The organism is Roseobacter sp. OBYS 0001, from assembly GCF_019654895.1.
Classification (GTDB): Bacteria; Pseudomonadota; Alphaproteobacteria; order Rhodobacterales; family Rhodobacteraceae; genus Roseobacter; species Roseobacter litoralis.
On record NZ_BPES01000009.1, the window covers coordinates 131,504 to 155,000 of the forward strand.

At 56.5% G+C, this 23,497-nt stretch carries 23 protein-coding genes and 1 tRNA gene; 17 read left to right on the plus strand and 7 right to left on the minus strand.

Going from position 1 to position 23,497, the window contains the following annotated elements; translation table 11 throughout:
- The first annotated feature begins 12 nt into the window (after window positions 1-12).
- The 3 genes from K5Q35_RS16540 (at window position 13) to K5Q35_RS16550 (ending at window position 3,930) form a co-directional block, all read left to right on the plus strand.
- Complete coding sequence (locus tag K5Q35_RS16540) at window positions 13-1,983, plus strand: AMP-binding protein (protein WP_220800370.1); 1,971 nt, start codon at window positions 13-15, stop codon at window positions 1,981-1,983.
- A 37-nt stretch (window positions 1,984-2,020) separates the two neighbouring features.
- A complete protein-coding gene (locus K5Q35_RS16545; RefSeq protein WP_220800371.1) occupies window positions 2,021-2,839 on the plus strand; it encodes an ABC transporter ATP-binding protein in 819 nt (272 codons plus the stop codon).
- A 101-nt stretch (window positions 2,840-2,940) separates the two neighbouring features.
- On the plus strand, window positions 2,941-3,930 hold the full coding sequence (locus tag K5Q35_RS16550; protein WP_044025434.1) for a branched-chain amino acid ABC transporter permease: 990 nt from the start codon (window positions 2,941-2,943) through the stop codon (window positions 3,928-3,930).
- Window positions 3,931-3,960: 30 nt separating this feature from the next.
- Here the strand turns inward: K5Q35_RS16550 and K5Q35_RS16555 are convergent, their stop codons facing one another.
- On the minus strand, window positions 3,961-4,299 hold the full coding sequence (locus K5Q35_RS16555; RefSeq protein ID WP_013963624.1) for an SHOCT domain-containing protein: 339 nt from the start codon (window positions 4,297-4,299) through the stop codon (window positions 3,961-3,963).
- 169 nt (window positions 4,300-4,468) lie between these two features.
- On the opposite strand from K5Q35_RS16555, the gene K5Q35_RS16560 reads away from it, so the two are divergent.
- From K5Q35_RS16560 to K5Q35_RS16585, 6 genes are all read left to right on the plus strand, one after another.
- Window positions 4,469-5,545, plus strand: a complete 1,077-nt coding sequence (locus K5Q35_RS16560) for a branched-chain amino acid ABC transporter permease (RefSeq protein ID WP_220800372.1) — start codon at window positions 4,469-4,471, stop codon at window positions 5,543-5,545.
- A 90-nt stretch (window positions 5,546-5,635) separates the two neighbouring features.
- Window positions 5,636-6,919, plus strand: coding sequence for an ABC transporter substrate-binding protein (locus K5Q35_RS16565; protein WP_220800373.1), 1,284 nt, complete (start codon window positions 5,636-5,638; stop codon window positions 6,917-6,919).
- Between the two features lie 133 nt (window positions 6,920-7,052).
- Complete coding sequence (locus K5Q35_RS16570; protein WP_013963621.1) at window positions 7,053-7,880, plus strand: ABC transporter ATP-binding protein; 828 nt, start codon at window positions 7,053-7,055, stop codon at window positions 7,878-7,880.
- Between the two features lie 17 nt (window positions 7,881-7,897).
- Window positions 7,898-8,419, plus strand: a complete 522-nt coding sequence (locus K5Q35_RS16575) for a hypothetical protein (RefSeq protein WP_220800374.1) — start codon at window positions 7,898-7,900, stop codon at window positions 8,417-8,419.
- A complete protein-coding gene (locus K5Q35_RS16580; protein ID WP_220800376.1) occupies window positions 8,416-9,651 on the plus strand; it encodes a phenylacetate--CoA ligase family protein in 1,236 nt (411 codons plus the stop codon). The genes K5Q35_RS16575 and K5Q35_RS16580 overlap by 4 nt, the downstream gene beginning before the upstream one ends.
- Window positions 9,614-10,486 (plus strand): alpha/beta fold hydrolase, encoded by an 873-nt coding sequence (locus tag K5Q35_RS16585; RefSeq protein WP_259650562.1) that lies wholly within the window; start codon window positions 9,614-9,616, stop codon window positions 10,484-10,486. Before K5Q35_RS16580 ends, K5Q35_RS16585 begins: the two co-directional genes overlap by 38 nt.
- A 73-nt stretch (window positions 10,487-10,559) precedes the next feature.
- Here K5Q35_RS16585 and yghU read toward each other — a convergent pair whose 3' ends face one another.
- Entirely contained in the window at window positions 10,560-11,435 is an 876-nt protein-coding gene (gene yghU / locus K5Q35_RS16590; protein ID WP_220800378.1) for a glutathione-dependent disulfide-bond oxidoreductase, read from the minus strand.
- Window positions 11,436-11,589: 154 nt separating this feature from the next.
- On the opposite strand from yghU, the gene K5Q35_RS16595 reads away from it, so the two are divergent.
- Window positions 11,590-12,363, plus strand: a complete 774-nt coding sequence (locus tag K5Q35_RS16595; RefSeq protein WP_259650563.1) for an ion channel — start codon at window positions 11,590-11,592, stop codon at window positions 12,361-12,363.
- 16 nt (window positions 12,364-12,379) lie between these two features.
- Window positions 12,380-13,042: a hypothetical protein gene (locus tag K5Q35_RS16600; protein ID WP_259650564.1), complete on the plus strand. Its 663-nt coding sequence runs from the start codon at window positions 12,380-12,382 to the stop codon at window positions 13,040-13,042.
- A gap of 54 nt (window positions 13,043-13,096) precedes the next feature.
- Here K5Q35_RS16600 and ykgO read toward each other — a convergent pair whose 3' ends face one another.
- Together ykgO and K5Q35_RS16610 are read right to left on the minus strand one after the other, a co-directional pair.
- Complete coding sequence (gene ykgO, locus K5Q35_RS16605; RefSeq protein WP_005850168.1) at window positions 13,097-13,222, minus strand: type B 50S ribosomal protein L36; 126 nt, start codon at window positions 13,220-13,222, stop codon at window positions 13,097-13,099.
- Between the two features lie 76 nt (window positions 13,223-13,298).
- Window positions 13,299-13,373 (minus strand) — tRNA-Val (locus K5Q35_RS16610).
- 148 nt (window positions 13,374-13,521) lie between these two features.
- On the opposite strand from K5Q35_RS16610, the gene K5Q35_RS16615 reads away from it, so the two are divergent.
- Entirely contained in the window at window positions 13,522-14,382 is an 861-nt protein-coding gene (locus K5Q35_RS16615) for an N-formylglutamate amidohydrolase (RefSeq protein WP_220800382.1), read from the plus strand.
- Between the two features lie 23 nt (window positions 14,383-14,405).
- Here the strand turns inward: K5Q35_RS16615 and K5Q35_RS16620 are convergent, their stop codons facing one another.
- A complete protein-coding gene (locus K5Q35_RS16620; RefSeq protein ID WP_220800384.1) occupies window positions 14,406-15,659 on the minus strand; it encodes a DNA polymerase IV in 1,254 nt (417 codons plus the stop codon).
- Between the two features lie 341 nt (window positions 15,660-16,000).
- Window positions 16,001-16,732 (minus strand): orotidine-5'-phosphate decarboxylase, encoded by a 732-nt coding sequence (gene pyrF, locus K5Q35_RS16625; protein ID WP_013963613.1) that lies wholly within the window; start codon window positions 16,730-16,732, stop codon window positions 16,001-16,003.
- A 76-nt stretch (window positions 16,733-16,808) separates the two neighbouring features.
- Here pyrF and K5Q35_RS16630 point away from each other — a divergent pair, with 76 nt between their 5' ends.
- Both K5Q35_RS16630 and clpB read left to right on the plus strand, forming a co-directional pair.
- Window positions 16,809-16,955, plus strand: a complete 147-nt coding sequence (locus K5Q35_RS16630; protein ID WP_220800386.1) for a hypothetical protein — start codon at window positions 16,809-16,811, stop codon at window positions 16,953-16,955.
- A 348-nt stretch (window positions 16,956-17,303) separates the two neighbouring features.
- A complete protein-coding gene (clpB, locus tag K5Q35_RS16635; protein ID WP_220800394.1) occupies window positions 17,304-19,922 on the plus strand; it encodes an ATP-dependent chaperone ClpB in 2,619 nt (872 codons plus the stop codon).
- A gap of 70 nt (window positions 19,923-19,992) precedes the next feature.
- Here the strand turns inward: clpB and K5Q35_RS16640 are convergent, their stop codons facing one another.
- Complete coding sequence (locus K5Q35_RS16640) at window positions 19,993-20,478, minus strand: fasciclin domain-containing protein (RefSeq protein WP_220800397.1); 486 nt, start codon at window positions 20,476-20,478, stop codon at window positions 19,993-19,995.
- Window positions 20,479-20,718: 240 nt separating this feature from the next.
- Here K5Q35_RS16640 and K5Q35_RS16645 point away from each other — a divergent pair, with 240 nt between their 5' ends.
- The 3 genes from K5Q35_RS16645 (at window position 20,719) to msrQ (ending at window position 23,038) form a co-directional block, all read left to right on the plus strand.
- Complete coding sequence (locus K5Q35_RS16645) at window positions 20,719-21,369, plus strand: HAD family phosphatase (protein ID WP_220800399.1); 651 nt, start codon at window positions 20,719-20,721, stop codon at window positions 21,367-21,369.
- A gap of 128 nt (window positions 21,370-21,497) precedes the next feature.
- A complete protein-coding gene (gene msrP, locus K5Q35_RS16650) occupies window positions 21,498-22,403 on the plus strand; it encodes a protein-methionine-sulfoxide reductase catalytic subunit MsrP (RefSeq protein ID WP_220800401.1) in 906 nt (301 codons plus the stop codon).
- 29 nt (window positions 22,404-22,432) lie between these two features.
- Window positions 22,433-23,038, plus strand: a complete 606-nt coding sequence (gene msrQ / locus K5Q35_RS16655; protein ID WP_220800403.1) for a protein-methionine-sulfoxide reductase heme-binding subunit MsrQ — start codon at window positions 22,433-22,435, stop codon at window positions 23,036-23,038.
- Window positions 23,039-23,497: the final 459 nt, after the last annotated feature.

Genomic DNA, 23,497 nt, shown 5'->3' on the forward strand with positions numbered 1-23,497 from the left:
GGAGGACAAAAATTGAGTATAGTTTCAACGCAGGTCGACGGACCACAGTCCGTCCCGGCGCTGCTTCATCGTAATGCCAAAGAGTTCGCGGACGCACCGGCATACCGTGAAAAAGAGTATGGGATCTGGCAGTCCTGGACATGGGCCGAAACCTTGGAAGAGGTTGAGGCACTGGCTCTCGGGTTGGTTGACCTTGGCGTGCGTGAAGGTGATTTCATTGCGGTTATCGGACGCAACCGCCCCCGTTTGTACTGGTCGATGATCGCCGCCGAAATGGTCGGTGCGGTGCCGGTTCCGCTTTATCAGGACGCGGTGGCCGAAGAGATGGCCTATGTTCTCAGCCATTGCGGCGCGCGATTTGTTATCGTGGGGGATCAGGAACAGGTCGATAAAGTCATCGAAATCCGCGACCAGCTGCCGAGCTTTGAACAGATGCTCTATCTCGATCCCAGAGGGCTGCGCAAATACGACCATGCGAAATTACACCAATACACGCATGTGCAGGATGCAGGCCGGGCAAAGCGAGACGAATTGCTGCCAGAGATTACCGCCCGGCAAGCCAAGCTGAATTATGACAGCACCTGCGTCATGCTCTATACGTCCGGCACAACGGGCAAGCCAAAAGGCGTCGTTTTGAGCAACCGCAATGTCATTGAAACCTCAAAATCATCGTCAGAATTTGATGATCTGCGGCAGACGGATTCGATTCTGGCCTATTTGCCGATGGCATGGGTCGGGGATTTCATTTTCTCGGTGGGTCAGGCGCTGTGGACAGGGTTTTGCACCAACTGCCCGGAAAGTGCCGAGACGATGCACACTGACTTGCGTGAAATCGGTCCGACCTATTATTTTGCCCCGCCGCGCGTTTTCGAGACGCAGTTGACCAATGTAATGATTCGTATGGAAGATGCGGGCCAGTTCAAAAAATGGCTGTTTGATTATTTCATGGCCCATGCGCGCCGCGTCGGGCCGGATATTCTGGATGGTCAACCGGTGAACCAATGGGACCGTTTCAAATATAACATTGGCGAATTGGCGATCTATGGCCCCCTGAAGAACACATTGGGGTTCAGCCGTATTCGCGTGGGCTATACCGCCGGCGAAGCGATCGGGCCTGAGATTTTCGACTTTTTTCGCTCACTCGGGATCAACCTCAAACAGCTTTACGGGCAGACCGAAGCGACCGTGTTCATCACCGCGCAACCCGATGGCGAAGTGCGATCCGACACGGTTGGTGTGACCTGCCCTGGCGTTGAATTGAAAATCGCGGAGAATGGCGAAGTCTTTTACCGCAGTCCGGGCGTGTTCGTAGAGTATTTCAAAAACCCCGAAAGCACGGCAGACACCAAGGACGCCGAAGGCTGGGTGGCCACGGGGGATGCGGGCTTTATCGAAGAGGACACGGGCCATCTGCGGATCATCGACCGCGCCAAAGATGTTGGGAAAATGGCGGATGGATCGCTTTTTGCGCCCAAATATGTGGAGAACAAGCTCAAGTTTTTTCCCAACATTCTGGAGGTCGTGGTGTTTGGCAACGAGCGTGACGAATGCACGGCCTTTATCAACATCGACCTGACCGCTGTGGGCAACTGGGCGGAACGGAACAATATCGGCTATGCCTCCTATCAGGAATTGGCGCGGCACCCGCAGGTTATGGCTATGATTCAGGAGCATGTGGAAGAGGTGAACACTTCCGTCGCGGAGGACGTCATGCTGTCTGGCTGTCAGGTCCATCGGTTTGTGGTGCTGCACAAGGAACTGGACGCGGATGATGGGGAGCTGACCCGCACCCGCAAGGTCCGCCGCCGGATCATCGAAGAGAAATATGCGGATATTATCGCGGCACTATATGACGGCTCGCCTGAGATATCGACCGTGACCGAAGTGACCTATGAAGACGGGCGCAAGGGCTCAATCTCCGCAACGCTGGAAGTTCGGGTGGCAGCGGTGCAACCGGTTGGTGCAAGGATGGCAGCGCAATGATGGACACGGCGTACCCCCCCGTTTTTCAGAGGTATGAATGAAAGATACTATTGACGGCTACGTGACCGAAGATGGCCGCCAGATCGGTCCAGTGGTGATGGAGATGAAGAACATCACCCTGCGTTTTGGCGGAGTGGAGGCGATCAAGGACATCTCTTTTGACATCCGCGAGGGGGAGATCCGCGCGATCATTGGGCCGAACGGGGCCGGGAAGTCTTCGATGCTGAATGTCATTTCCGGGTTTTACGTCCCGCAGGAAGGTCAGGTGTTCTATCAGGGTGCACCGCGTCCTGCGTTGAAGCCCTATCAGGTGGCGCGGCAAGGCATTGCGCGCACGTTCCAGAACATCGCCTTGTTCGAAGGCATGTCAGTGCTCGACAATGTGATGACCGGGCGTCTGACGCATATGAAAACCAAAATCTGGCGGCAGGCGATCTGGCGCGGCAAAGCCGAAGCCGAAGAGACTGAAAATCGGGAAGTTGCTGAAAAGATTATTGATTTCCTCGAAATTCAGGCGATCCGCAAAACGCCGGTATCCCGGCTGCCCTATGGGTTGAAGAAGCGTGTGGAACTGGCGCGGGCCTTGGCGGCGGAGCCGTCTTTGTTGCTGCTGGATGAGCCGATGGCGGGCATGAACGTGGAGGAGAAAGAGGACATGAGCCGCTTTATCCTTGATGTGAACGATGAATTTGGCACGACGATTGCGCTGATCGAGCATGACATGGGCGTGGTCATGGACCTTTCAGACCGGGTGGTTGTGATGGATTACGGCAAAAAGATCGGCGACGGCACACCGGACGAGGTGCGCAACAATCAGGCGGTGATCGACGCCTATCTGGGGGTGGCGCATGACTGATTTGGGACGTCGGTATGACGTCGGTATGACGTCGGTATTGCGTCGGTGCGGCGCTTCAACCGGCAAGCCCGCTCTCATTCGCTCGTGCAGGGAGAACTCCGATGCCTGAACAACTGCTTTGGACCGCTGAGGTTTTTCTGAACGGGCTTATGGCCGGGGTTCTTTATGCGCTGGTGGCGCTGGGGTTCGTGCTGATCTACAAGGCCAGCGGTATTTTCAACTTTGCCCAAGGCGTCATGGCGCTTTTCGCGGCGATGACGCTGTACGGGATCATGAACGGGCAGGTGCCTTTTGCGCATCTGATCAATGCGATTTTCGGCACCGAGATTCATTATTTTGGCTGGAATGTGCCCGCGCTGGCGGCGATTTTCCTGACGATGGGAGTCATGGTGCTGTTCAGTTGGTTGGTGCAGCGATATATTTTCCGGTTTTTGGTCGGGCAGGAGCCGATTATCCTGTTCATGGCGACCATCGGGCTGGCCTATTTCCTCGAAGGTGTCGGGGATTTGATGTGGGGCTCAGACATCAAAACGCTTGAAGTCGGCCTGCCGCAGGGCATCAACGAGACCATAGACGCCGTGACCTTCGAGGCCTTTGGATACGGATTTTTCATCGATAATCTGGACATCGTGGCTTCGATTGTGGCCGCCATTCTGGTGCTGGGCCTCGTGTTGTTTGCGCAATACACCAAGCAGGGCCGGGCGATGCGGGCGGTGGCGGATGACCATCAGGCGGCGTTGTCGGTAGGCGTGTCGCTCAATTTCATCTGGATACTGGTGTGGTCGCTGGCGGGTTTCGTGGCCCTTGTTGCCGGTATCATGTGGGGGGCGAAATCGGGTGTGCAGTTTTCGCTGTCCCTTATTGCGCTCAAAGCGCTCCCGGTTCTGATGCTGGGCGGTTTCACCTCGATCCCCGGCGCGATCGTTGGCGGTCTGATCATCGGGGTTGGCGAAAAGTTGTTCGAGTTTCTGATTGGTCAGCCCTACCTTGGCGGCGCCACGGAAAACTGGTTTGCCTATATGTTGGCGCTGGTATTCCTGCTGTTCCGGCCTCAGGGCCTCTTTGGGGAGAAGATCATTGAGCGCGTCTGACGCCATAAGGGCGCACCGGCGCGCGCAGTGTCAGTCGTCCTTGACCTGCAACAACGCGACGCTGAGCGCGGCGAGGATCGTCACGCCCAAAGTCAGCGCCAGATTGAGATCGGGCAGGAACAGCAAGGTCAGGCTGATGCACAGGCTCATGACCAACAGACAGACCACCAGACCAAGACCCAATGCAGATGATCCTTGTCGTGGCGCATTGCGTGCCTCGGGCGCCGGTGTGATGTCGATAAAATCGCTTTGCGCGTCTTCGATATCGTGCAGGAGCCGTCCGCGCGCTGCCTCATACTCGGCCGGGGTAATTTCCCCACGACCAAGCCGCGCATCCAGATTTCTGATCTCGTTTAATACCGCCGTCATAAAACCCACTCCGTCCCACACGAACGGTTGTGCCAGTTCAATTGGGGCAAAATTAGGAAATCCCGTGGCTTTGTGTGACGTGGTTAACCTCTCAACGTCGGAGCCATGCGATGCTTGAACGCTCCTTTTTCCACGAGACAACCGATGCAAAAATCGCAGGGGATACGTAATGCTCTATCGTGAAGCAGGTGATTTCAGCACAACCTACCCTGAAGACAGCCAGACCTTTCCGATCCGGTTTGACCGGTATCGCTACTATGTGGTGTTGTTCATCGCGATTGTCGTCATTCCCTTTATGGTCAACGATTATTGGGTCAATTCGATCTTTATGCCCTTCTTGATCTATTCAATTGCGGCAATCGGGTTGAATATTCTGGTGGGATATTGTGGGCAGGTCAGCCTTGGCACGGGTGGTTTTATGGCTGTGGGGGCCTACGCCTGTTACAAACTGATGACGGCGTTTCCTGACGTGAGCATGTTCATTCACGTGCTTTTGGCAGGCGCTATCACGGCCGCTGTCGGCGTGCTTTTTGGCCTGCCTTCCTTGCGGATCAAGGGGTTTTATCTGGCCGTTGCGACGCTGGCTGCGCAGTTCTTTCTGGTCTGGATGTTTAACCGTGTTTCCTGGTTTTATAACTATTCGGCCTCGGGTCAGATCAACGCGCCCGAGCGGGACACCTTTGGAATCATCATCACAGGCCCCAATACGGATGCATGGGCGGCCTATGTGTTTTGCCTGATTTTCACCATTGCCAGCGCCGTTATCGCGCGCAACCTCACGCGGGGGGCGATGGGGCGGCAGTGGATGGCGATCCGGGATATGGACATCGCAGCCGAGATCATCGGGGTGAACCCGCTCAAGGCCAAGCTGACGGCCTTTGCTGTCAGTTCGTTCTTTGTGGGCATTTCAGGTGCCTTGTTTTTCGCGATTTATCTGGGCGCTGTGGAGGTCGGTGAGGTCTTTGGGATCACCAAGTCGTTCCTTGTGCTCTTCATGATCATCATTGGTGGCTTGGGGTCGATCTTTGGCTCTTTCGCGGGGGCTGCATTTCTGGTGCTGCTGCCTGTGTTGCTCAAGGTGATTGGAGTTGATTGGTTTGGCTGGCCCACGGATATCGTGGCGCACCTCAATCTGGTCGTCGTGGGTGCGTTGATCATACTGTTTTTGATCGTTGAGCCGCATGGGCTTGCACAGCTTTGGCGTCTGGCCAAGGAAAAGCTACGCTTGTGGCCTTTCCCGCACTAGGGTGAAGACAGGAAACGGAAGGCGGGCTCGCCCGCAGATAAGACGCCGGCCTACCGGCGCATCGGACAACAATTTAGGGAGGAAATACCGATGAAATACAAAATAGGAACCTGGGCCGTTGCGGCCCTGATGGCGGCAAGCCCGGTCATGGCGGACCTCGTGTTCCCGTCGCTGAGCTATCGCACCGGTCCATATGCCGCGAATGGGATCCCTTTTGCGGATGGCTATGCGGATTACTTTACGCTGCTGAACGAACGCGATGGCGGGATCGGCGGTGTCATGACGCGGGTCCCCGAGTGCGAAACCGGGTACAACACCGAAAAGGGTGTGGAGTGTTATGAAAGCACCAAGGGGGACGGCGCGCTGGTCTATCAACCCCTGTCGACCGGCATCACCTATCAGCTGATCCCGAAGGCGACGGCAGATGGTATTCCGGTTCATTCGATGGGCTATGGCCGCACCTCTGCCAAGGATGGCACGGTTTTCCGCAACATCTTTAACTATCCTGCGAACTATTGGGATGGCGCGTCCTTTGCGATCAAGCATCTGCTGGAGGTGAACGACGGGTCGCTTGATGGCAAAAAGATCGCGCTGGTCTATCATAACTCTGCCTATGGCAAGGAACCGATCCGCACGCTCGAAGAGCTGTCGGAAAAGCACGGGTTCGAGCTGTTGTTGCTGGCGGTGGATCACCCCGGACAGGAACAGAAATCGCAGTGGCTGCAGATTCGTCGCGAACGCCCTGACAATGTCATCATGTATGGCTGGGGTGTGATGAATCAGGTCGCCGTTCAGGAAGCCGCGAACATCCGATTCCCGATGGAAAATTTCATTGGCATCTGGTGGTCTGGGTCTGAAAACGATGTCCGCCCGGCGGGCGGTGCCGCTGATGGGTATAAGGCGTTGGCGTTCCACAATGTCGGCAGTGATTTCCCTGTGTTCGACGACATCCAGAAATATGTAGTGGATGCGGGCAAGGCCGCCGGAGCGGGGGATCAGATCGGTACGGTTCTGTATAACCGCGGCCTTTACGCGGCGATGCTGGCGGCTGAAGCGGCCAAGACCGCGCAGGAAATCCATGGAGTTGCGGAAATTACGGCACCCATGATGCGCGACGGTATGGAAGCCCTCAAGATCACCGAAGAGAAGATGGCGGCACTTGGGCTGCCAAACTTCGGCCCTGCGTTTGATGTGTCCTGTGAAAACCACGGTGGTGGTGGCTTTGTCGCCATGGCGCAGTGGAGCGGGACAAATGACCAGTGGACGCTGATTTCCGATTACGAACAGTCGGATCAGGATGTCATCGGGCCGTTGATCGCTGAGGACGCCGCAGCCTTTGCAGCTGAAAATAACATCACACCCGGCTGTAACTAGACACTAGGGCGCCCCCCGGCGACAGATATGTCGCCGGGGGGCGCCACCCATGATAGGCTGGACGTCATGCATCCAGCAGGCGTTAAATGTGCAAACACGGGCTGGCCCGGCGCATAGATCAGGAGCGATGGAAATGTTCGACGCAGCAGAGGGCCAGACCGAAAACGTTCTCGAAGTGAACAACATCGAGGTCATCTACAACCATGTGATTCTCGTTCTGAAAGGTGTGAGCCTGAATGTGCCGCGAGGGGGTATTACTGCCTTGCTGGGCGGGAACGGTGCTGGCAAGACGACGACCCTCAAGGCGATCTCGGGCCTCTTGGCTTCCGAACGTGGTGAGGTCACGAAAGGCTCAATCAAGTACCGCGGCAAGGTGATCCAGCATCAGGATCCCGCGGATACTGTGAAATCCGGTGTCGTGCAGGTCATGGAAGGGCGGCACTGCTTTGAACACCTCACGGTCGAAGAAAACCTGCTGACCGGAGCTTACACCCGGCGCGAGGGCAAAGCCGCGATCCAACGCGATCTGGAAATGGTCTATGACTATTTCCCGCGCCTGAAAGAGCGGCGTAAAAGTCAGGCGGGTTATACTTCAGGCGGGGAGCAGCAGATGACCGCGATCGGGCGGGCGCTGATGTCAAAACCGGAGACGATTCTGCTGGATGAACCCTCGATGGGCCTCGCCCCTCAGTTGGTTGAGCAAATTTTCGAGATCGTGAAATCTGTGAACGAAAACGAGGGCGTAACCTTTTTATTGGCCGAACAGAACACAAACGTGGCGCTGCGCTTTGCGCATTACGGGTATATTTTGGAATCCGGACGTGTTGTGATGGACGGGCCCGCAGCGGATTTGCGGGAAAACCCGGACGTGAAGGAATTCTATTTGGGTATGTCGGAACAGGGGCGGAAGTCTTTTCGCGATGTGCGCAGTTATCGTCGACGCAAGCGTTGGCTGAGTTAAGGGAGGGTGTCTATTCCATGTCCCTTGCGGAAATCAAAGCACTTGTCGAATCCCTCAAGCTGCTATTCTCCAGTTTGCCAAAAGAGCGTGAGCAACTTGTTCGGACATATGGAAACACGGACTACCGTTTGCTGGCCCGGGCTCTGGAATTTCTTTACTTTGAAGAGAGTGGCACGTTGGGTCTGTTAAGGGCCTATGGAAATGGAGAGCCTTTGCCTGATGATGCTCAACAGCGACTGAATAGTTTCTTTTTCGATGAGATGGACGTTCGCCTCGAGTTGTCGAAATTAGCAAACCGCTTTTCCGATAAGGAAAACTATTCGAAACGACAGCGCAGGCAGTTAGAGAACTCGTATGATTTAAAGAAAAATGTCAGAAATCGAGTCAAAGCGATCGGAAGCGAGCTGCTCGAAACTGACCCCAAATACCGAAAAGATCATAGTAAGAAAGACGTTTGGGAACTTGTCGAGTCTATTGATGAGTTGAATGAGACTATTGTTGAATTGGAAGACAGCCTCAGGATCATTAGGAAACAATGAAAAAACATTTAGAATTATTTTTTGACAGCTTGGAATTACGCACAGCGGATGAACGCGCCGGGCATTTGAGCCGGACATTACCCCGGCAAATCGCCAAGGCCCAGAAACTGCAAGGATATGCGGGCCGCTTGGACGCATACGATGCCGACACCATAACAGACGTGGCAACATTGGCGGACCTGCCTGTGCTGCGTAAATCCGATCTGGGCCATGCGCAATCAATGCATATGCCGTTCGGCAACTTCACCACGAAACCGGCCACCGGTTTCAGCCATATATTCCAGTCACCGGGCCCGATTTACGAACCCTTCGATGTGAACCATGACTGGTTTCGCATGGGCCGCTTTCTGCATGCGGTTGGCATTGGCAACGGGGATATTGTCCAGAACTGTTTTGGCTATCACCTGACACCTGCAGGTGCCATTTTTGAAAGCGGCGCCCATGCCGTAGGGGCGACTGTTCTGCCCGCCGGAACGGGCCAGACTGAACTCCAGGTCACTGCCGCGCGAGACGTCGGCACCACCGCCTATGCGGGCACGCCGGATTTCCTCAAGGTCATTCTGGATAAAGCAGATGACATGGGCATCGAGTTGAAGATTGCCAAGGCGGCAGTTGGCGGCGGCGCGCTCTTTCCGTCCCTGCGTAAGGAATATGCGGAGAGGGGCATCCTGTGTTTGCAGTGCTATGCGACGGCAGATTTGGGAAACATCGCCTATGAATCACCTGCGATGGAAGGGCTCATTCTGGATGAACAGGTGGTCGTTGAGATTGTCACACCCGGAACCGGGACACCTGTGCCGGAGGGGGAAGTTGGCGAGGTCATCGTCACCACGCTGAACCCCGATTACCCGCTGATCCGTTTTTCCACCGGTGACCTGAGCGCGTTCATGGAAGGTGAAAGCCCGTGTGGTCGCACAAATCGCCGGATCAAAGGGTGGATGGGGCGCGCAGATCAGACAGCCAAGGTCAAGGGGATGTTCGTGCGCCCCGAACAGGTCGCGTCTTTTGTCGATCATCACGAGGAAGTCGTGAAGGCACGCGTTGTTATCACCCGCGCGGACGAGCAAGACGCGATGACCGTCAAGGTTGAGGCAAACGACACTGCAGATGCAACGCGCTATGCTTCGAGTGTTGTGGAGACCCTCAAGTTGAAGGCGGTGGTGGAAGTTGTCCCCGTGGGAAGTCTGCCCAAGGATGGTATGGTCATCGAAGACCAGCGCAGCTACGACTGACGTGCCGCACCTCAGCTACGACGCGCAAGCTTTGTCGCGGGCGCGGGTGATAGCCGTGCTGATCCCCGGTGCGCTGTCGCGTGGCGACATTTTTGCCCCCGTGCAGCGCTGGCAGGAGGCTGGCTATGGGTTGGCTACATATCGGTTTCCCGGGCTTGACAGCCGCCCTCTGTCCCCTGCGCTCAAAATAGAAAAGGCAGCGGCTGAAATCGCGGACCTCGCGAGCGCGCATCCAGATACGCCGTTTCGCCTGCTTGGCTTTTCCACAGGCGCGCCAATCGCGTTATCAGCGGCGCACAGGATGCGGAACGATGTGAAAGTGGCGGGTTTATCGCCGGCAGTTGAACGTGGGGGTGGCACAGAAACGGCGTTGCGCACCACACGACTGATCCTGAGCGCTGCATGGCGGGTCAGATCGGGTCGGCTGCGCAAGGTTTGGCTTGAGTATTACAGACTGTTGCTATTTGGCACGCCGGTGCTGTCTGATCAGACGCTCAGCATCCGCGCGGCACAGATCATCGATGGGCGTGCAGATCGGATTGTTTTCCCGGAAGGTGGCATGCCGAAGGCGCATATGGCTGACTTGCGGCGGTGGCGCTTGCCCAAGGATACAGCATTTGAAAAGGGACAGATCCGGTTTTTCCAAGGGCTGGAGGATCCGGTGTTTTCACCACAACAGGTGACGCATTTTGCGCGCCAGATCGGTGGTGTTCCTGTGACCGGATACGCGGATCAGGGGCATTTGATGTTTGCGTCGCATCTGCCGGTGTTTGACGATATCTTTGATTTTTTTGAGGGACGTCCACCCCGCAAAGGCGGTGGCATCGCGCTGTGAAACGCGGCTTTGTCACGGGTTAAAACGGGGCCGGGGGTGCGATTTGAACTGTCGCGCCCCCGAACCGGAACGATCAGGATTTATCGCCGATTTTGTCTTGCGTCTGCGTTTCGAAATCAGATGCATCGTGGCGTTCGTGCAATTGTGTTTCCGGCGCGCCGGACATGCGGTTTACCATGCGCCCACGTTGCACAGCGGGACGTGCGTCGATCTTCTTGGCCCAGTTCAGCACATGCGTGTAGCTGGTGACATCCAGAAACTCAGCCGCATCATAGAGCCGCCCAAGCACGAGTTGCCCGTACCACGACCAGATCGCCATATCCGCGATCGTATAGGTGTTTCCTGCGATGAAATCATTCTGTGAAAGCTGTCGCTCCAGCACGTCAAGCTGGCGCTTGGCCTCCATGGAAAACCGGTTGATCGGATACTCCATCTTTTCGGGTGCATAGGCGTAAAAGTGGCCAAAACCACCGCCCAGATAAGGCGCGGAGCCCATTTGCCAAAAGAGCCATGACAACGTTTCGGCACGCCCGGCGGGATCATCCGGGATGAACTGCCCGAATTTTTCCGCCAGATAGAGAAGTATGGCACCAGATTCGAAAACACGCTGCGGTGCATCGCCGGACCGGTCCATCAGGGCGGGAATTTTGGAGTTTGGGTTCACCTCGACAAAGCCACTGCCGAATTGATCGCCATCGCCGATCTTGATCAGCCAGGCATCATATTCGGCCTCGTTTATGCCAAGCGCCAATAGCTCTTCGAGCAACACGGTGACTTTGACGCCGTTGGGTGTCGCAAGCGAGTAAAGCTGCAAGGGGTGTTTGCCAACCGGGAGGTCCTTGTCATGGGTTGGGCCTGCAATGGGGCGGTTGATGCTGGCGAATTTGCCACCGCTCTCTGCCTCCCACGTCCAGACTTTGGGCGGGGTGTATTCCGTTTCGATGGTCATGAGAGCCTCTTGAATTTGCGAGTGTGTAAGGGAACCTAAGTTCTGAAGTTGAGATCGCAAGGCCGTTTTAAGCGCACTGTTTTGTGATGTCCGTCCCCGGGTTGCCGGATTACCCTTGCCAAGAACACCGGGTTTTGAGTTGATGCTGCCCATGATGGACCAATTAAAACAAACAGTGACAGAGCTTTACACAGGCTCAGAACGACGCTCACGGCGATTCCGATTTGGGCTGATCCTTTTTGATGTGTTCACGATCATCCTGTTTATCGCCATTGCACCCTTGCCTGCGACCGTCGGGCTGGAAACTCTCGGTTTCGCACTTGGCCTGTTTATCTTAATGGATTTTGCTGCGCGGCTCTGGATTGCCACTGACCGCAGGGAGATGCTGTTGAAAATCTATACGATCGCAGATGTGATCGTGATTCTCTCTTTGTTGATCGCGCCTTTCATTCATGCAAATCTCGCCTTTCTGCGCATTCTGCGCGGCCTGCGTATCATTCATTCATACCACCTGCTGCGCGACTTGCGGCGTGTCAGCCCATTTTTTGTCAAACATGAGGGCGCCGTCATTGCGGCCGTCAACCTGTTCGTGTTCGTGTTTTTCACAACGTCGGTTGTGTTTGCTTTGTTTGTCGAACGCGGCACGGGGATTGAGGGGTATATCAACGCCCTTTACTTCACGGTTTCCACGCTGACGACCACAGGGTACGGAGATATCACACCCACGACCACGGGCGGCAAGCTGCTGGCTGTGGTGATCATGGTGGTGGGCGTGGCCTTGTTCGTGCAGTTGGCGCGGGCCATCATCCAGCCCTCCAAGGTGCGGTATACCTGTCAGTCCTGTGGGTTGACCAAACATGACCATGACGCGGTGCATTGCAAACATTGTGGTGCAGTGGTTCGCATCACAACCGAAGGTATGGTATAGGCAGCCCGTGCGGAAAGTGATTTCAAAACTCATATTCCTGCCGTCCCTGTGGTTAAGCCTCTTGGTGACAGCGGTCTGGGCCGAGCAGCAGCCAGCTGGTCTCATGTGGAATAAGACCGGGCTGCCTGCCGTTTTCCCGTTACAGGTCAAGACATCGCCGGGTCAGGATTACATGATGACGTTGGTGGATGCTGAAACGCACGCCCCCGCCCTTGCCGCCTTTATCGAAGGGGGGCAATTCTTCAAGGTACTGGTGCCGCCGGGGGATTATGACGTCCGCTTTGCGACGGGCGCGCGGTGGCAGGGCGAAGAGTTTTTATTCGGTAAAGATGAAACGACGCTATTCGTTTTGGACGGGTCGTTGCAATTTGCCGTGATGGATTTCGCGACGAAGCTGGGCCATGTCATCGATTTTACGGCCTCTCAGGATGTCATCACCGTTAAGGCTCAATTCATTTGTCAGCGCATCAGCGCGGCCGAATTCGCACGACCACAAGCGCCGTTTGATGATCTTGATGGCTATGCGACGCGATTGACGGATGAGGGCGCGCTGGTGCGTTTTCCAAACCGTTTTGCACCGGACCGGTTGTCTGCGGGCACAGATGATCCCGTGATTCCCACGGATTTCGCGCCGTACTTTTCGAACCCCGCATATGAGGTGCGAAAGTTCCCCTGTTGAGCGCATAAAAAAAGCCGCCCGAGTGGGGCGGCCTTTTTTCGTAATTTGTCTGGTTTAACCCTGACGGGCTTTGAACCGGCGTTGCGTCTTGTTGATGACGTAGACGCGGCCCTTCCTGCGCACAACACGGCAGTCGCGGTGCCGATTCTTGAGCGAGCGGAGCGAATTGCGAACCTTCATGGTCGTTCTCCTCATGTTGTGGCGCGGTGCGGCGCCGGGTTTCGGGCAGCCCGTCGAAACGGACCAGTGTATCAAATGGTGGGCGATACTGGGATCGAACCAGTGACCCCTTCGATGTCAACGAAGTGCTCTACCGCTGAGCTAATCACCCACTATGTTGCCGCGCATTCCCGAACCCCACAAAAAATGGGGCGCGAAAAAACGCGCCGGTAGCGGCGTCTATAAAAGGAGTCGTCCGGGGGATCAAGGGCTTTTGGTTTCCAATCGTTCTGCGCTATGTATTAGACGAGGGAATACGAATGGTACACGTCGCCTATCACATCTGTCTGCCGAAGCGCGATACATCTTGCGTGGTATTTGCGTCACCGCATAGTGGTTCGGCGTACCCCAAGGATATGATCCGCAAAACGGTTCTGAATGACCGGTTGATACGGTCATCCGAGGACGCTTTCGTTGACCGCTTGTTTGACTGTGCGCCGGCCTTTGGTGCGCGGTTCATCAAGGCAGCCGCACCGCGTGCCTATGTCGATCTGAACCGCAGCCCCGATGAGTTGGACCCTGCACTGATCGAAGGCGTGCGCCGGCAGGGGCATAACCCGAGGGTGGCATCAGGGTTGGGCGTGATTCCACGGGTCGTGGCGAATGGGCGCGCGATTTATCGCGGCAAGATCGCCATGGCCGATGCGCAGGAACGGCTTGACCGATATTGGCATCCCTACCACCAAAAGCTTCAGGTTCTTTTGAATGACGCGCATAGTTTTCACGGACAGGCGGTGTTGATTGACTGCCACTCGATGCCGCATGAGGCCGTGGAAAGTGTTGTGCGGTCCGGTGGGCAACGTCCGGATATCGTGTTGGGCGACAGATTCGGCGCGGCGGCGGCGGGCAGTGTCGTGGACCGTGTCGAAGCGGCCTTTGTTGCGCAGGGGTTTCGTGTGGCGCGCAATGCGCCCTTTGCCGGAGCCTATATTGCGCAGGCCTATGGGCGGCCGCAGCGCGGGCAGCATGCGGTTCAGGTAGAGCTTGATCGAGCGCTTTACATGGATGAAAAACGCATTCGGACGAATTCAAATTTTGAAGCTGTGCGCGCGGCCATACGCGCGGCGGTGGCTGAAATCGCGCAGATCGGTCAGGAAAAAATGCCGCTTGCCGCAGAGTAACGCCGACGGCTCTACTTGGCCACTTAACGCAGCGAGCGCCCTTTGAGGATGGCATCCGCGCCAAAGCGATCCCTTATCTTGTCTGTTGCGCGCTCAGCAGCGTTTCGTTGCCGCGCCTGTGGATCAAGAAGGTCGCCTGACAGATCCGCGCCGCCTTCTGGAATAAGGTCCGACAGGCCACAGCCCAGCAGGCGGTAGGGGCCTTGATTGCCGACCTGATCAAACAGACCACGGGCGGTGCGATAGATCGTATCTGCCATCTGGGTGCCATCGCGCAGGCTGACCCGTCGTGACAGCAGCGAATGATCCGCGCGCTTGAGTTTCAGCGTGATGACCCTGCCCGCAAGCTGTTTGGCTTTGGCGCGGTCTGAAACCTTTTCAGCCATGCGCCACAGGTGCCCGTCCAGAAGCTCCGGATCAGAGGTATCATCATGAAAGGTGGTCTCGTTCGAGATTGATTTCATTGGCGTGTGGGCTGAGACGCGACGATGATCTTCGCCCCGCGCCAGATGCCAGAGCCTGTCGCCCATGGACCCGAACCGTGCCCCCAGATCACGCCTGTCCCACCGCAACAGGTCGGAAAACGTGCGAATACCCGCTTTTTCCAGCGAGGCCTGCCCTGCCGCGCCCACCCCCCAGATCATGCGCACCGGCTTGTTGCGCAAAAAGGCGGCGGTTTCGGCCTTGCCGATGATCGAAAAACCGTTCGGTTTGTCGAGGTCAGACGCGACTTTGGCGAGGAACTTGTTGTGAGACAGCCCGATTGACCCGGTCAGCCCCAGTTCCTGATGCATCCGCTTGACCAGTTTGGCCAGCATGACCGCCGGTGGTGCCCCGTGCAGGCGCGCGGTCCCGGACAGGTCCATGAAGGCTTCGTCCAGCGACAGCGGTTCGATGGCTGGCGTGAGGTCTTCCATCATGGCGCGGATCGCGCGGGAGGCCTCGACGTAGGCTTGCATCCGGGGTTTGATGATGATGGCTTCGGGGCAGAGTTTGAGCGCCTGAAACATGGGCATCGCCGAACGGACACCGCGAATGCGCGCCACATAACATGCGGTTGAGACAACGCCGCGCCGCCCGCCGCCGATGATCACGGGCTTGCCCTCAAGCTCAGGATTGTCGCGCTTTTCCACCGAGGCGTAAAAGGCGTCACAATCCATATGCGCGATTGAAAGGTCCGTCAGTTCAGCATGCGCGATCCTGCGCGGGCTGCTGCAGTTGGGGCAGCGTTGCCCGTGGTCAAATAGGGAAAAACAGTCGCGGCAGAGTGTTGGCATATCGCAGCTATGTGGAGAACGCTTGGCGCTCAGGTTAGGTCAGATCAGGATCAATGAACATGCCGAATTTGGCTTCGCAGTTCTGAGTATGTCATGCTTTGGCGGTGAAAAGCCCCCCGCTGCCTTGAGCGGGGGGAGGTAACGAACCTCAGGAAGAAGCGGTTCGTCGGGGAGTATCACTCAGCTAACGGTACCACTCATGAGTGAATTTACCTAAGCCGCCGCGCCATAATTTGGCTACATCCTGTTGTCTGTTGTCTGTGGGCCACAGTCTTTAGCGTCGCAGAGGTTTTGCGACAGTCTTCTTCAGGTTGTGGATAAGTCCGGTTTCCAAAGGCTTTTCAGCGATTTGGGTTGTGGGCTTGTGGGCTTTTCAGCTCGGTCAGGATGGCTTGTGCCGCGGCACGCGGATTTTGCGCCTTCCAGACCGGACGGCCCACCACAATGTGGTCCGCGCCATCCGCAATCGCGTTTGCAGGCGTGGCGACTCGCTTTTGATCCCCCAGATCCGCGCCTGCGGGGCGCACGCCGGGGGTCACGATCAACCGACCCGTGGCGGAGGGAAGGGCGCGGATGAGTGCCGCCTCATGGGGGGACGCGATGACGCCATCTGCCCCGGCTTCAAAGGCGCGATCCGCGCGCATCTGCACCAGATCAGAGAGTTCACCGTCTTGGATCAGGCATTGGTCAAGATCGCCCCGGTCCAGCGATGTCAGGATCGTTACGGCCAGAATTTTCATGTCGGAATTGGCGGCACCCTCGCGCGCGGCGCGTACCACGTGCGGGTCACCATGCACCGTCAGGAAATCCAGATCGAATTGCGCAAGGCCCCGAACGGCTGCTTCTACCGTGGCGCTGATGTCAAAGAGCTTCATGTCCAGAAAGATCCGCTTCCCGTGCTCTTGCTTGAGCTCATTGGCCAAGGCAAGCCCGCCGCCCGTCAACATGCCAAGGCCAATTTTATAAAAACCGACCGCATCCCCGATCTGAGCGGCAAGCTCGTGCCCGGCAAGGGCGTTCGGGACATCCAGTGCCACGATCAGGCGGTCGTCGGGTGTTGTGGTGTCAGTCATCGGGCATTCTCCTGTGCATGGGGCGATGCTTTATGCGCTGCGGCGCATGCTGTCTATGTAGCGCAGGGAGATGTGCATGAAAAAGCCCGAACACAGTCGGCTGACTGTACTCGGGCGTAAGGTCAATTTGCAGCCGTTGCGTTGGAAAAGCGGCTCGCCCCGAGAAAGGACTGCGCGCATCGACAAAACGCCAAAGGCTCTTTTGCAATGCACGCCGCTTTAACACGCAGGCGTTTTTATGCGTTTATGGCGTACCATGCCAACTCGTCACTATTCGTACCTAAGAGGAATACAACTTAACCAAACACTCGCCATCCCACCCTCTTGAGATCAATTTACGCGACCGCTCGGTGTGCGTAACGGGGAAAGGCCGCACCCTATTCCCACCCTGATCTTGACATGGATCACTGCGTTTTACGGCGCGTTAAAGTAGAAGAAAGGCGGAGGTGGTATTGTTTCGCTCTTGAAGCGTCGGGTTCCGCTTCCCAAATGAAAGGAAAGGTCCAGTACGCTGACGTGCCGCCAAGTCGGGCGCAGCGCAAAGGGGACGCTTAACGAAAAGGAGATTGCCATGGACTTGAACAAGTTCACGGAACGGTCGCGCGGGTTTATCCAGGCGGCACAGACGATTGCGGCACGTGAAAGCCATCAGAGATTGGCAGCCGAACACTTATTAAAAGCATTGATGGATGACGATCAGGGGCTGGCCAGCAATCTGATCTCGGCTGCGGGTGGGCAACCAGCGCAGGTCCTGGATGCTGTTGATCTCGCACTGGGTAAAATGCCCAAGGTGACCGGTGATGCTGCACAGGTTTATGTGGATGGCACCACGACCAAGGTCCTCGCCGAGGCCGAGCAACTGGCCAAAAAGGCCGGTGACAGTTTTGTCCCTGTCGAGCGCATCTTGATGGCGCTGTGCATGGTCAAATCAGGGGCCAAAACGGCCTTGGATGCGGGGCAGGTGACCGCGCAGGCGTTGAACGGCGCAATTAACGATGTGCGCAAGGGGCGCACAGCGGATACCGCAACCGCCGAAGAAGGCTATGATGCGTTGAAGAAATACGCGATGGACCTGACAGATCGGGCCGAGGCGGGCAAGATCGACCCGATTATCGGTCGGGACGAGGAGATCCGCCGCACCATGCAGGTTCTGAGCCGCCGGACCAAGAACAATCCGGTGCTGATCGGGGAGCCGGGCGTTGGTAAAACCGCGATTGCCGAAGGGCTGGCCCTGCGGATCGTAAATGGCGATGTGCCTGAATCCCTGCGCAACAAGAAGCTGCTCGCGCTGGATATGGGTGCATTGATCGCGGGTGCAAAGTTTCGCGGTGAATTTGAAGAACGCCTCAAAGCGGTGCTGACCGAAGTCACGGAAGCTGCGGGCGAGATCATTCTTTTCATCGACGAGATGCACACGCTTGTCGGCGCGGGTAAGGCGGATGGCGCAATGGATGCGGCCAACCTGATCAAACCTGCCCTTGCGCGTGGTGAGTTGCATTGTGTCGGGGCAACCACGCTTGATGAGTATCGCAAATATGTTGAAAAAGACGCAGCCCTTGCGCGTCGGTTCCAGCCCATTCTGGTGCAGGAGCCAACGGTCGAGGACACGGTGTCGATCCTGCGTGGTATCAAAGAGAAATACGAGCTTCACCATGGTGTGCGTATCTCGGATTCGTCGCTGGTCGCGGCGGCGACGCTGAGCCACCGCTACATCACCGACCGGTTCTTGCCTGATAAGGCAATCGACCTCGTGGACGAAGCGGCATCGCGTTTGCGCATGGAAGTGGACAGCAAACCCGAAGAACTGGACGCCATCGACCGCCAGATTCTGCAAATGCAGATCGAGGCCGAAGCGCTCCGGCGTGAGGACGATGCGGCAAGCATGGATCGCCTTGAGACGCTGGAAAAGGAACTGTCCGAATTGCAGGAGCGCAGCGATGCGATGACTGCGAAATGGCAGGCCGAGCGGGACAAGTTGGCCGGGGCGCGTGATCTCAAGGAACAACTTGATCACGCCCGCGCGGAACTGGAAATCGCCAAGCGCGAGGGGAACCTCGGTAAAGCGGGCGAACTGTCCTATGGTGTGATCCCGCAACTGGAAAAGCAGCTGGAGGCTGCCGAGGGGCGGGACGACGGCGACGTCATGGTCGAAGAAGCCGTGCGCCCCGAGCAGATCGCAAGTGTGGTTGAGCGCTGGACCGGTATCCCGGCGGGCAAAATGCTGGAAGGTGAACGCGATAAACTGCTGCGCATGGAGGATCAGCTGCATGGCCGGGTGATCGGGCAGGAACCCGCGGTGCGCGCGATTTCCAACGCGGTGCGCCGTGCGCGCGCGGGTCTGAATGATGAGAACCGGCCTTTGGGCTCGTTCCTGTTCCTTGGGCCAACCGGTGTTGGTAAAACCGAACTGACCAAAGCGGTCGCTGAGTTTCTGTTTGATGACGACAATGCGATGGTGCGCATCGACATGTCAGAGTTCATGGAAAAACACGCGGTGTCGCGCCTGATCGGTGCCCCTCCCGGCTATGTCGGGTACGATGAAGGCGGCGTTTTGACCGAAGCTGTGCGTCGCAGACCCTATCAGGTTGTCCTGTTCGATGAGGTCGAAAAGGCCCACCCGGATGTTTTCAACGTCCTGTTGCAGGTGCTGGATGATGGGGTTCTGACCGACGGTCAGGGTCGCACGGTGGATTTCAAACAGACGTTGATCGTGTTGACATCAAACCTTGGGGCGCAGGCGCTTAGCCAGCTGCCTGATGGGGCCGATGCATCGGGTGCAAAGCGGGATGTGATGGATGCGGTCCGCGCCCATTTCCGGCCAGAATTCCTGAACCGTCTGGATGAGACGATCATCTTTGACCGACTTGCACGGACCGATATGGATGGGATCGTCGACATTCAGATGGCGCGTCTGTTGAAACGGCTGGCGGGTCGCAAGATCGCACTGGAACTGGATGACGCGGCACGCATGTGGCTCGCGGACGAAGGCTACGACCCGGTCTTTGGCGCGCGCCCGCTGAAACGTGTGATCCAGCGTGCCTTGCAGGATCCGCTTGCCGAGATGATCTTGGCAGGGGACGTCAAAGATGGCGATGTCATTCAGGTCAGTGTCGGCAGCGAAGGTCTGTTAATCGGCGACAGGATCGCGGCGACCAACAAGCCCAAGCCGGATGAAGCGGTCGTACACTAACCCACATCAATAATTGAAATGGCCCGGCAATTCAGTTTTGCCGGGCCATCCTTTTTTACAGATACCGTGATCAGCTTTGTGGCGGCAGGATCACCGCATCAATCACGTGGATCACGCCATTGGATGTTTCGATGTCCGCCGTGATCACGCTGGCCTCGTTGATTTTCACGCCGTCATCCAGATCGATCATGATGTCGCTGCCGTTGACAGTTGCGGCTGTCATATCGTCAGTCAGGTCCGTGGACATCACTTTGCCGGCGACAACGTGATAGGTCAGGATCGCGATAAGCTGGTCCTTGTTCTCTGGCTTGAGCAGGTTTTCGACCGTGCCTTCGGGCAGAGCGGCGAATGCCTCATCCGTGGGTGCGAATACAGTGAAGGGGCCATCGCCTTTCAGCGTGTCCACAAGATCAGCCGCGCTGACGGCTGCAACCAGTGTTTCGAATGTGCCGGCACCGACAGCTGTGTCGACGATGTCTTTCTTGGCACCTGCAAAGGCGGCGGTAGTTGCGAGGGCTGTTGCTGCTGTAAGGGCAAAGAGTGTTTTACGAAGCATGGAATTCTCCCGATATTTTGTTTTAGGTCTGCCGTGAGTGGCATCGTAAGGGAAACGGTTGAAACCCACGGCTGGATCACCCTATTTTTCAACAGGTTGGCATTGATCGGGCTGGTCTTCGCACTAAGCAGTGCCGCGTGATTATTTCCAATAACGAATATGTCAGGAACCGTGAGTGATCTGCCGCTATTTCACGCCTGAGCATTGACGACCGGCGGGCTGGGGTGCACTACGAAGCCTATGAAAATGCCCCCCGAAATGGTTCTGTTTGATTGTGACGGCGTCTTGGTCGATAGCGAAGCGCTGACGGCGGACGTGTTGTGTCTGAACCTGCGGCGGCACGGCTTGGCGCTTACCCATGCAGAACTTGGCGCGATGTTTCTTGGTGGCACGATCATGGGTGTAGAAGCCAAGGCGCTGGAACTTGGCGCGGACCTGCCAAAAGACTGGGTAGATCAGATTTATGCGGAGGTCTTCGAGACGCTTGGGGCGTCCGTTGAAATCATTCCCGGTGTGTTTGGTGTTCTGGATGCGCTGGATGCGGCGGGCATACCCTATGCGGTCGGGTCCAATGGTCCCCATAAAAAGATGCAGATCACACTGACCAGAACAGGGCTCATCAACCGGCTAGAGGGGCGCGTCTATTCACGCGAAGACGTCGCGCAGCCAAAACCCGCGCCGGATGTCTATCTCAAGGCGGCGGCGGATGCCGGTGTTGCGCCCAACCGCTGCGTGGTCATTGAAGACAGCCCCAATGGGGCCCGCGCCGGGCAGGCAGCGGGCATGTGGTGTCTGGGGTTTGCTGCGGAAACGGATGCCGCGCTGCTGACGCCTGTATGCGACGATGTCTTTCATGCGATGGGTGATTTGCCGGGGCTATTGGGCCTCTAGCGGCGCTTTGCCTTCTATTACAGCGTCAAACATTCTGGTGATAAATGTGAAATCTGTCCGCAATTCATTTGGTTGCGCGTGCTCCGACGCCTACATCTGCTGCAACACGTAAAAAACCGGAGCAAAAAATGGCCTTTCGCTGGAAGAACACCCTTAAAGATCGCGATGTGACGGATGAGGCGCTGTTTCTGAACAGACGTCAATTGATGGGCGCAGCGGCGGCGGGTGCCGGATTAGCGATGACGGGGCAGGCGGTTGCTGCTGAAGAGGCGCTTGAACCCACGTCGTGGGATGACATTACACAATATAACAACTTCTATGAATTCGGCACCGGCAAGGATGATCCGGTCCGATATGCCGATGCGCTGACGACATCGCCCTGGACGGTGAAGATCGACGGGATGGTGGATCGTCCGGCGGATTATGATTTCGAAGACATCATGAAGGCGATGACCGTGGAAGAGCGCATCTACCGCTTCCGCTGTGTTGAGGCGTGGTCGATGGTGATTCCGTGGAATGGTTTTGAACTGGCGGACCTGCTGGAATTCGCGGGTGTGCAGGAGGGGGCGAAATACATACGCTTCGAAACCCTTTACCGGCCCTCCGAGATGCGTGGTCAGAGCAGCAACTTCATCGACTGGCCTTATGTCGAGGGGCTGCGGCTTGATGAGGCGATGCATCCGCTGACCATGATGGCCACTGGTATATATGGCAGGGATATCCCCAACCAGAATGGCGCGCCGATGCGGTTGGTGGTGCCGTGGAAATATGGCTTCAAATCGATCAAGTCGATCGTGCGCATTACGGTAACGGATGAAGCGCCGGTAAATACGTGGCAGCAGCTGCAGCCCAGCGAATACGGCTTTTATGCAAATGTGAACCCTGAGGTCGATCACCCGCGGTGGTCACAGGCGACGGAACGCGTGATCGGCGGCGGCTTGTTTTCCCCGCGTATTCCGACCCTGATGTTCAACGGCTATGAAGAAGAGGTCGCGAGCCTCTATGCCGGTATGGACCTGAGCAAGTTCTACTGAGCACAAACGTTAGTATATAGTATCAGCCCATGCCACTCACAGACCGCATAAACGGCTTTGCCCGAAAGGTTCCGGTTTGGGCTGTCTATATACTGTATCTCTTGCCCGTGCCTTGGTTGCTTTATCTGGCCCAAACGGGTGGCCTTGGGCGTGAACCGATCAAGGCGTTGGAACATGAGCTGGGCGAGATCGCCCTGCAGCTTCTGATCATCGGATTATGTATCTCGCCACTGCGGCGATATCTTGGTGTGAACCTGATCCGGTTCCGCCGAACGTTTGGTTTGCTTGCCTTTATATATGTAGCCTTGCACCTGCTGGTCTGGCTCGTTCTGGATGTGGGGATCATCAGCCAGATTTGGGCGGACATTATAAAGCGTCCTTACATCACCATCGGCATGATAGGGTTTCTGCTTCTTGTGCCGCTGGCGGTGACGTCCAACAACTGGTCCGTGCGCCGCCTTGGTGCCACATGGCACAAGCTGCACAAACTTGCTTATGTCGCGGTTATCCTTGGTGCGGTGCATTTCATCATGGTCAAGAAGGTCTGGGAGCTTGAGCCCTTGATCTATTTGGGCGTGATCATGGGGCTGTTGGCGCTGCGCCTACCCAAGAAGCGTAGGAATCAAACAGTCTGAGCGCGCTGTGACTGAAAAAGCAGCGGTTTGCGAACCAGCCAGCCAAAGTGATTCATCGATTCCATGTCATCAGGACACAGTTTCTCAGCAGTCCCCCTGGTTTTTTGACGCCAGAACGAGAAATTCGGAATGAATCACCCGACTCGCTCTGTGCGATTCATGCGATTCCGGGAATGATTCACGAGTGATTTGCGAAAAGACTCGGCTGCTCTTGGGGATAAGTCATCTGATACCCCAATATGTAGGGATTCCGGGCGCACCTTTGACCTACGGTAAACCTAATCTGAAGCAGCAGGCGCGGAAGTATCAAAGAATAATGAAGTCTAACCCATTGTTTTTGTTCATAAAGGAAGAAAAGATTAAAAAAAGCGTCGTTTCTTGAAAAAAGGGGTTGCGGGTACCGGCCACTAACCGTAGAACCCACCTCACCGGCGGCGCAGAGATGCACCAACGGGGCGC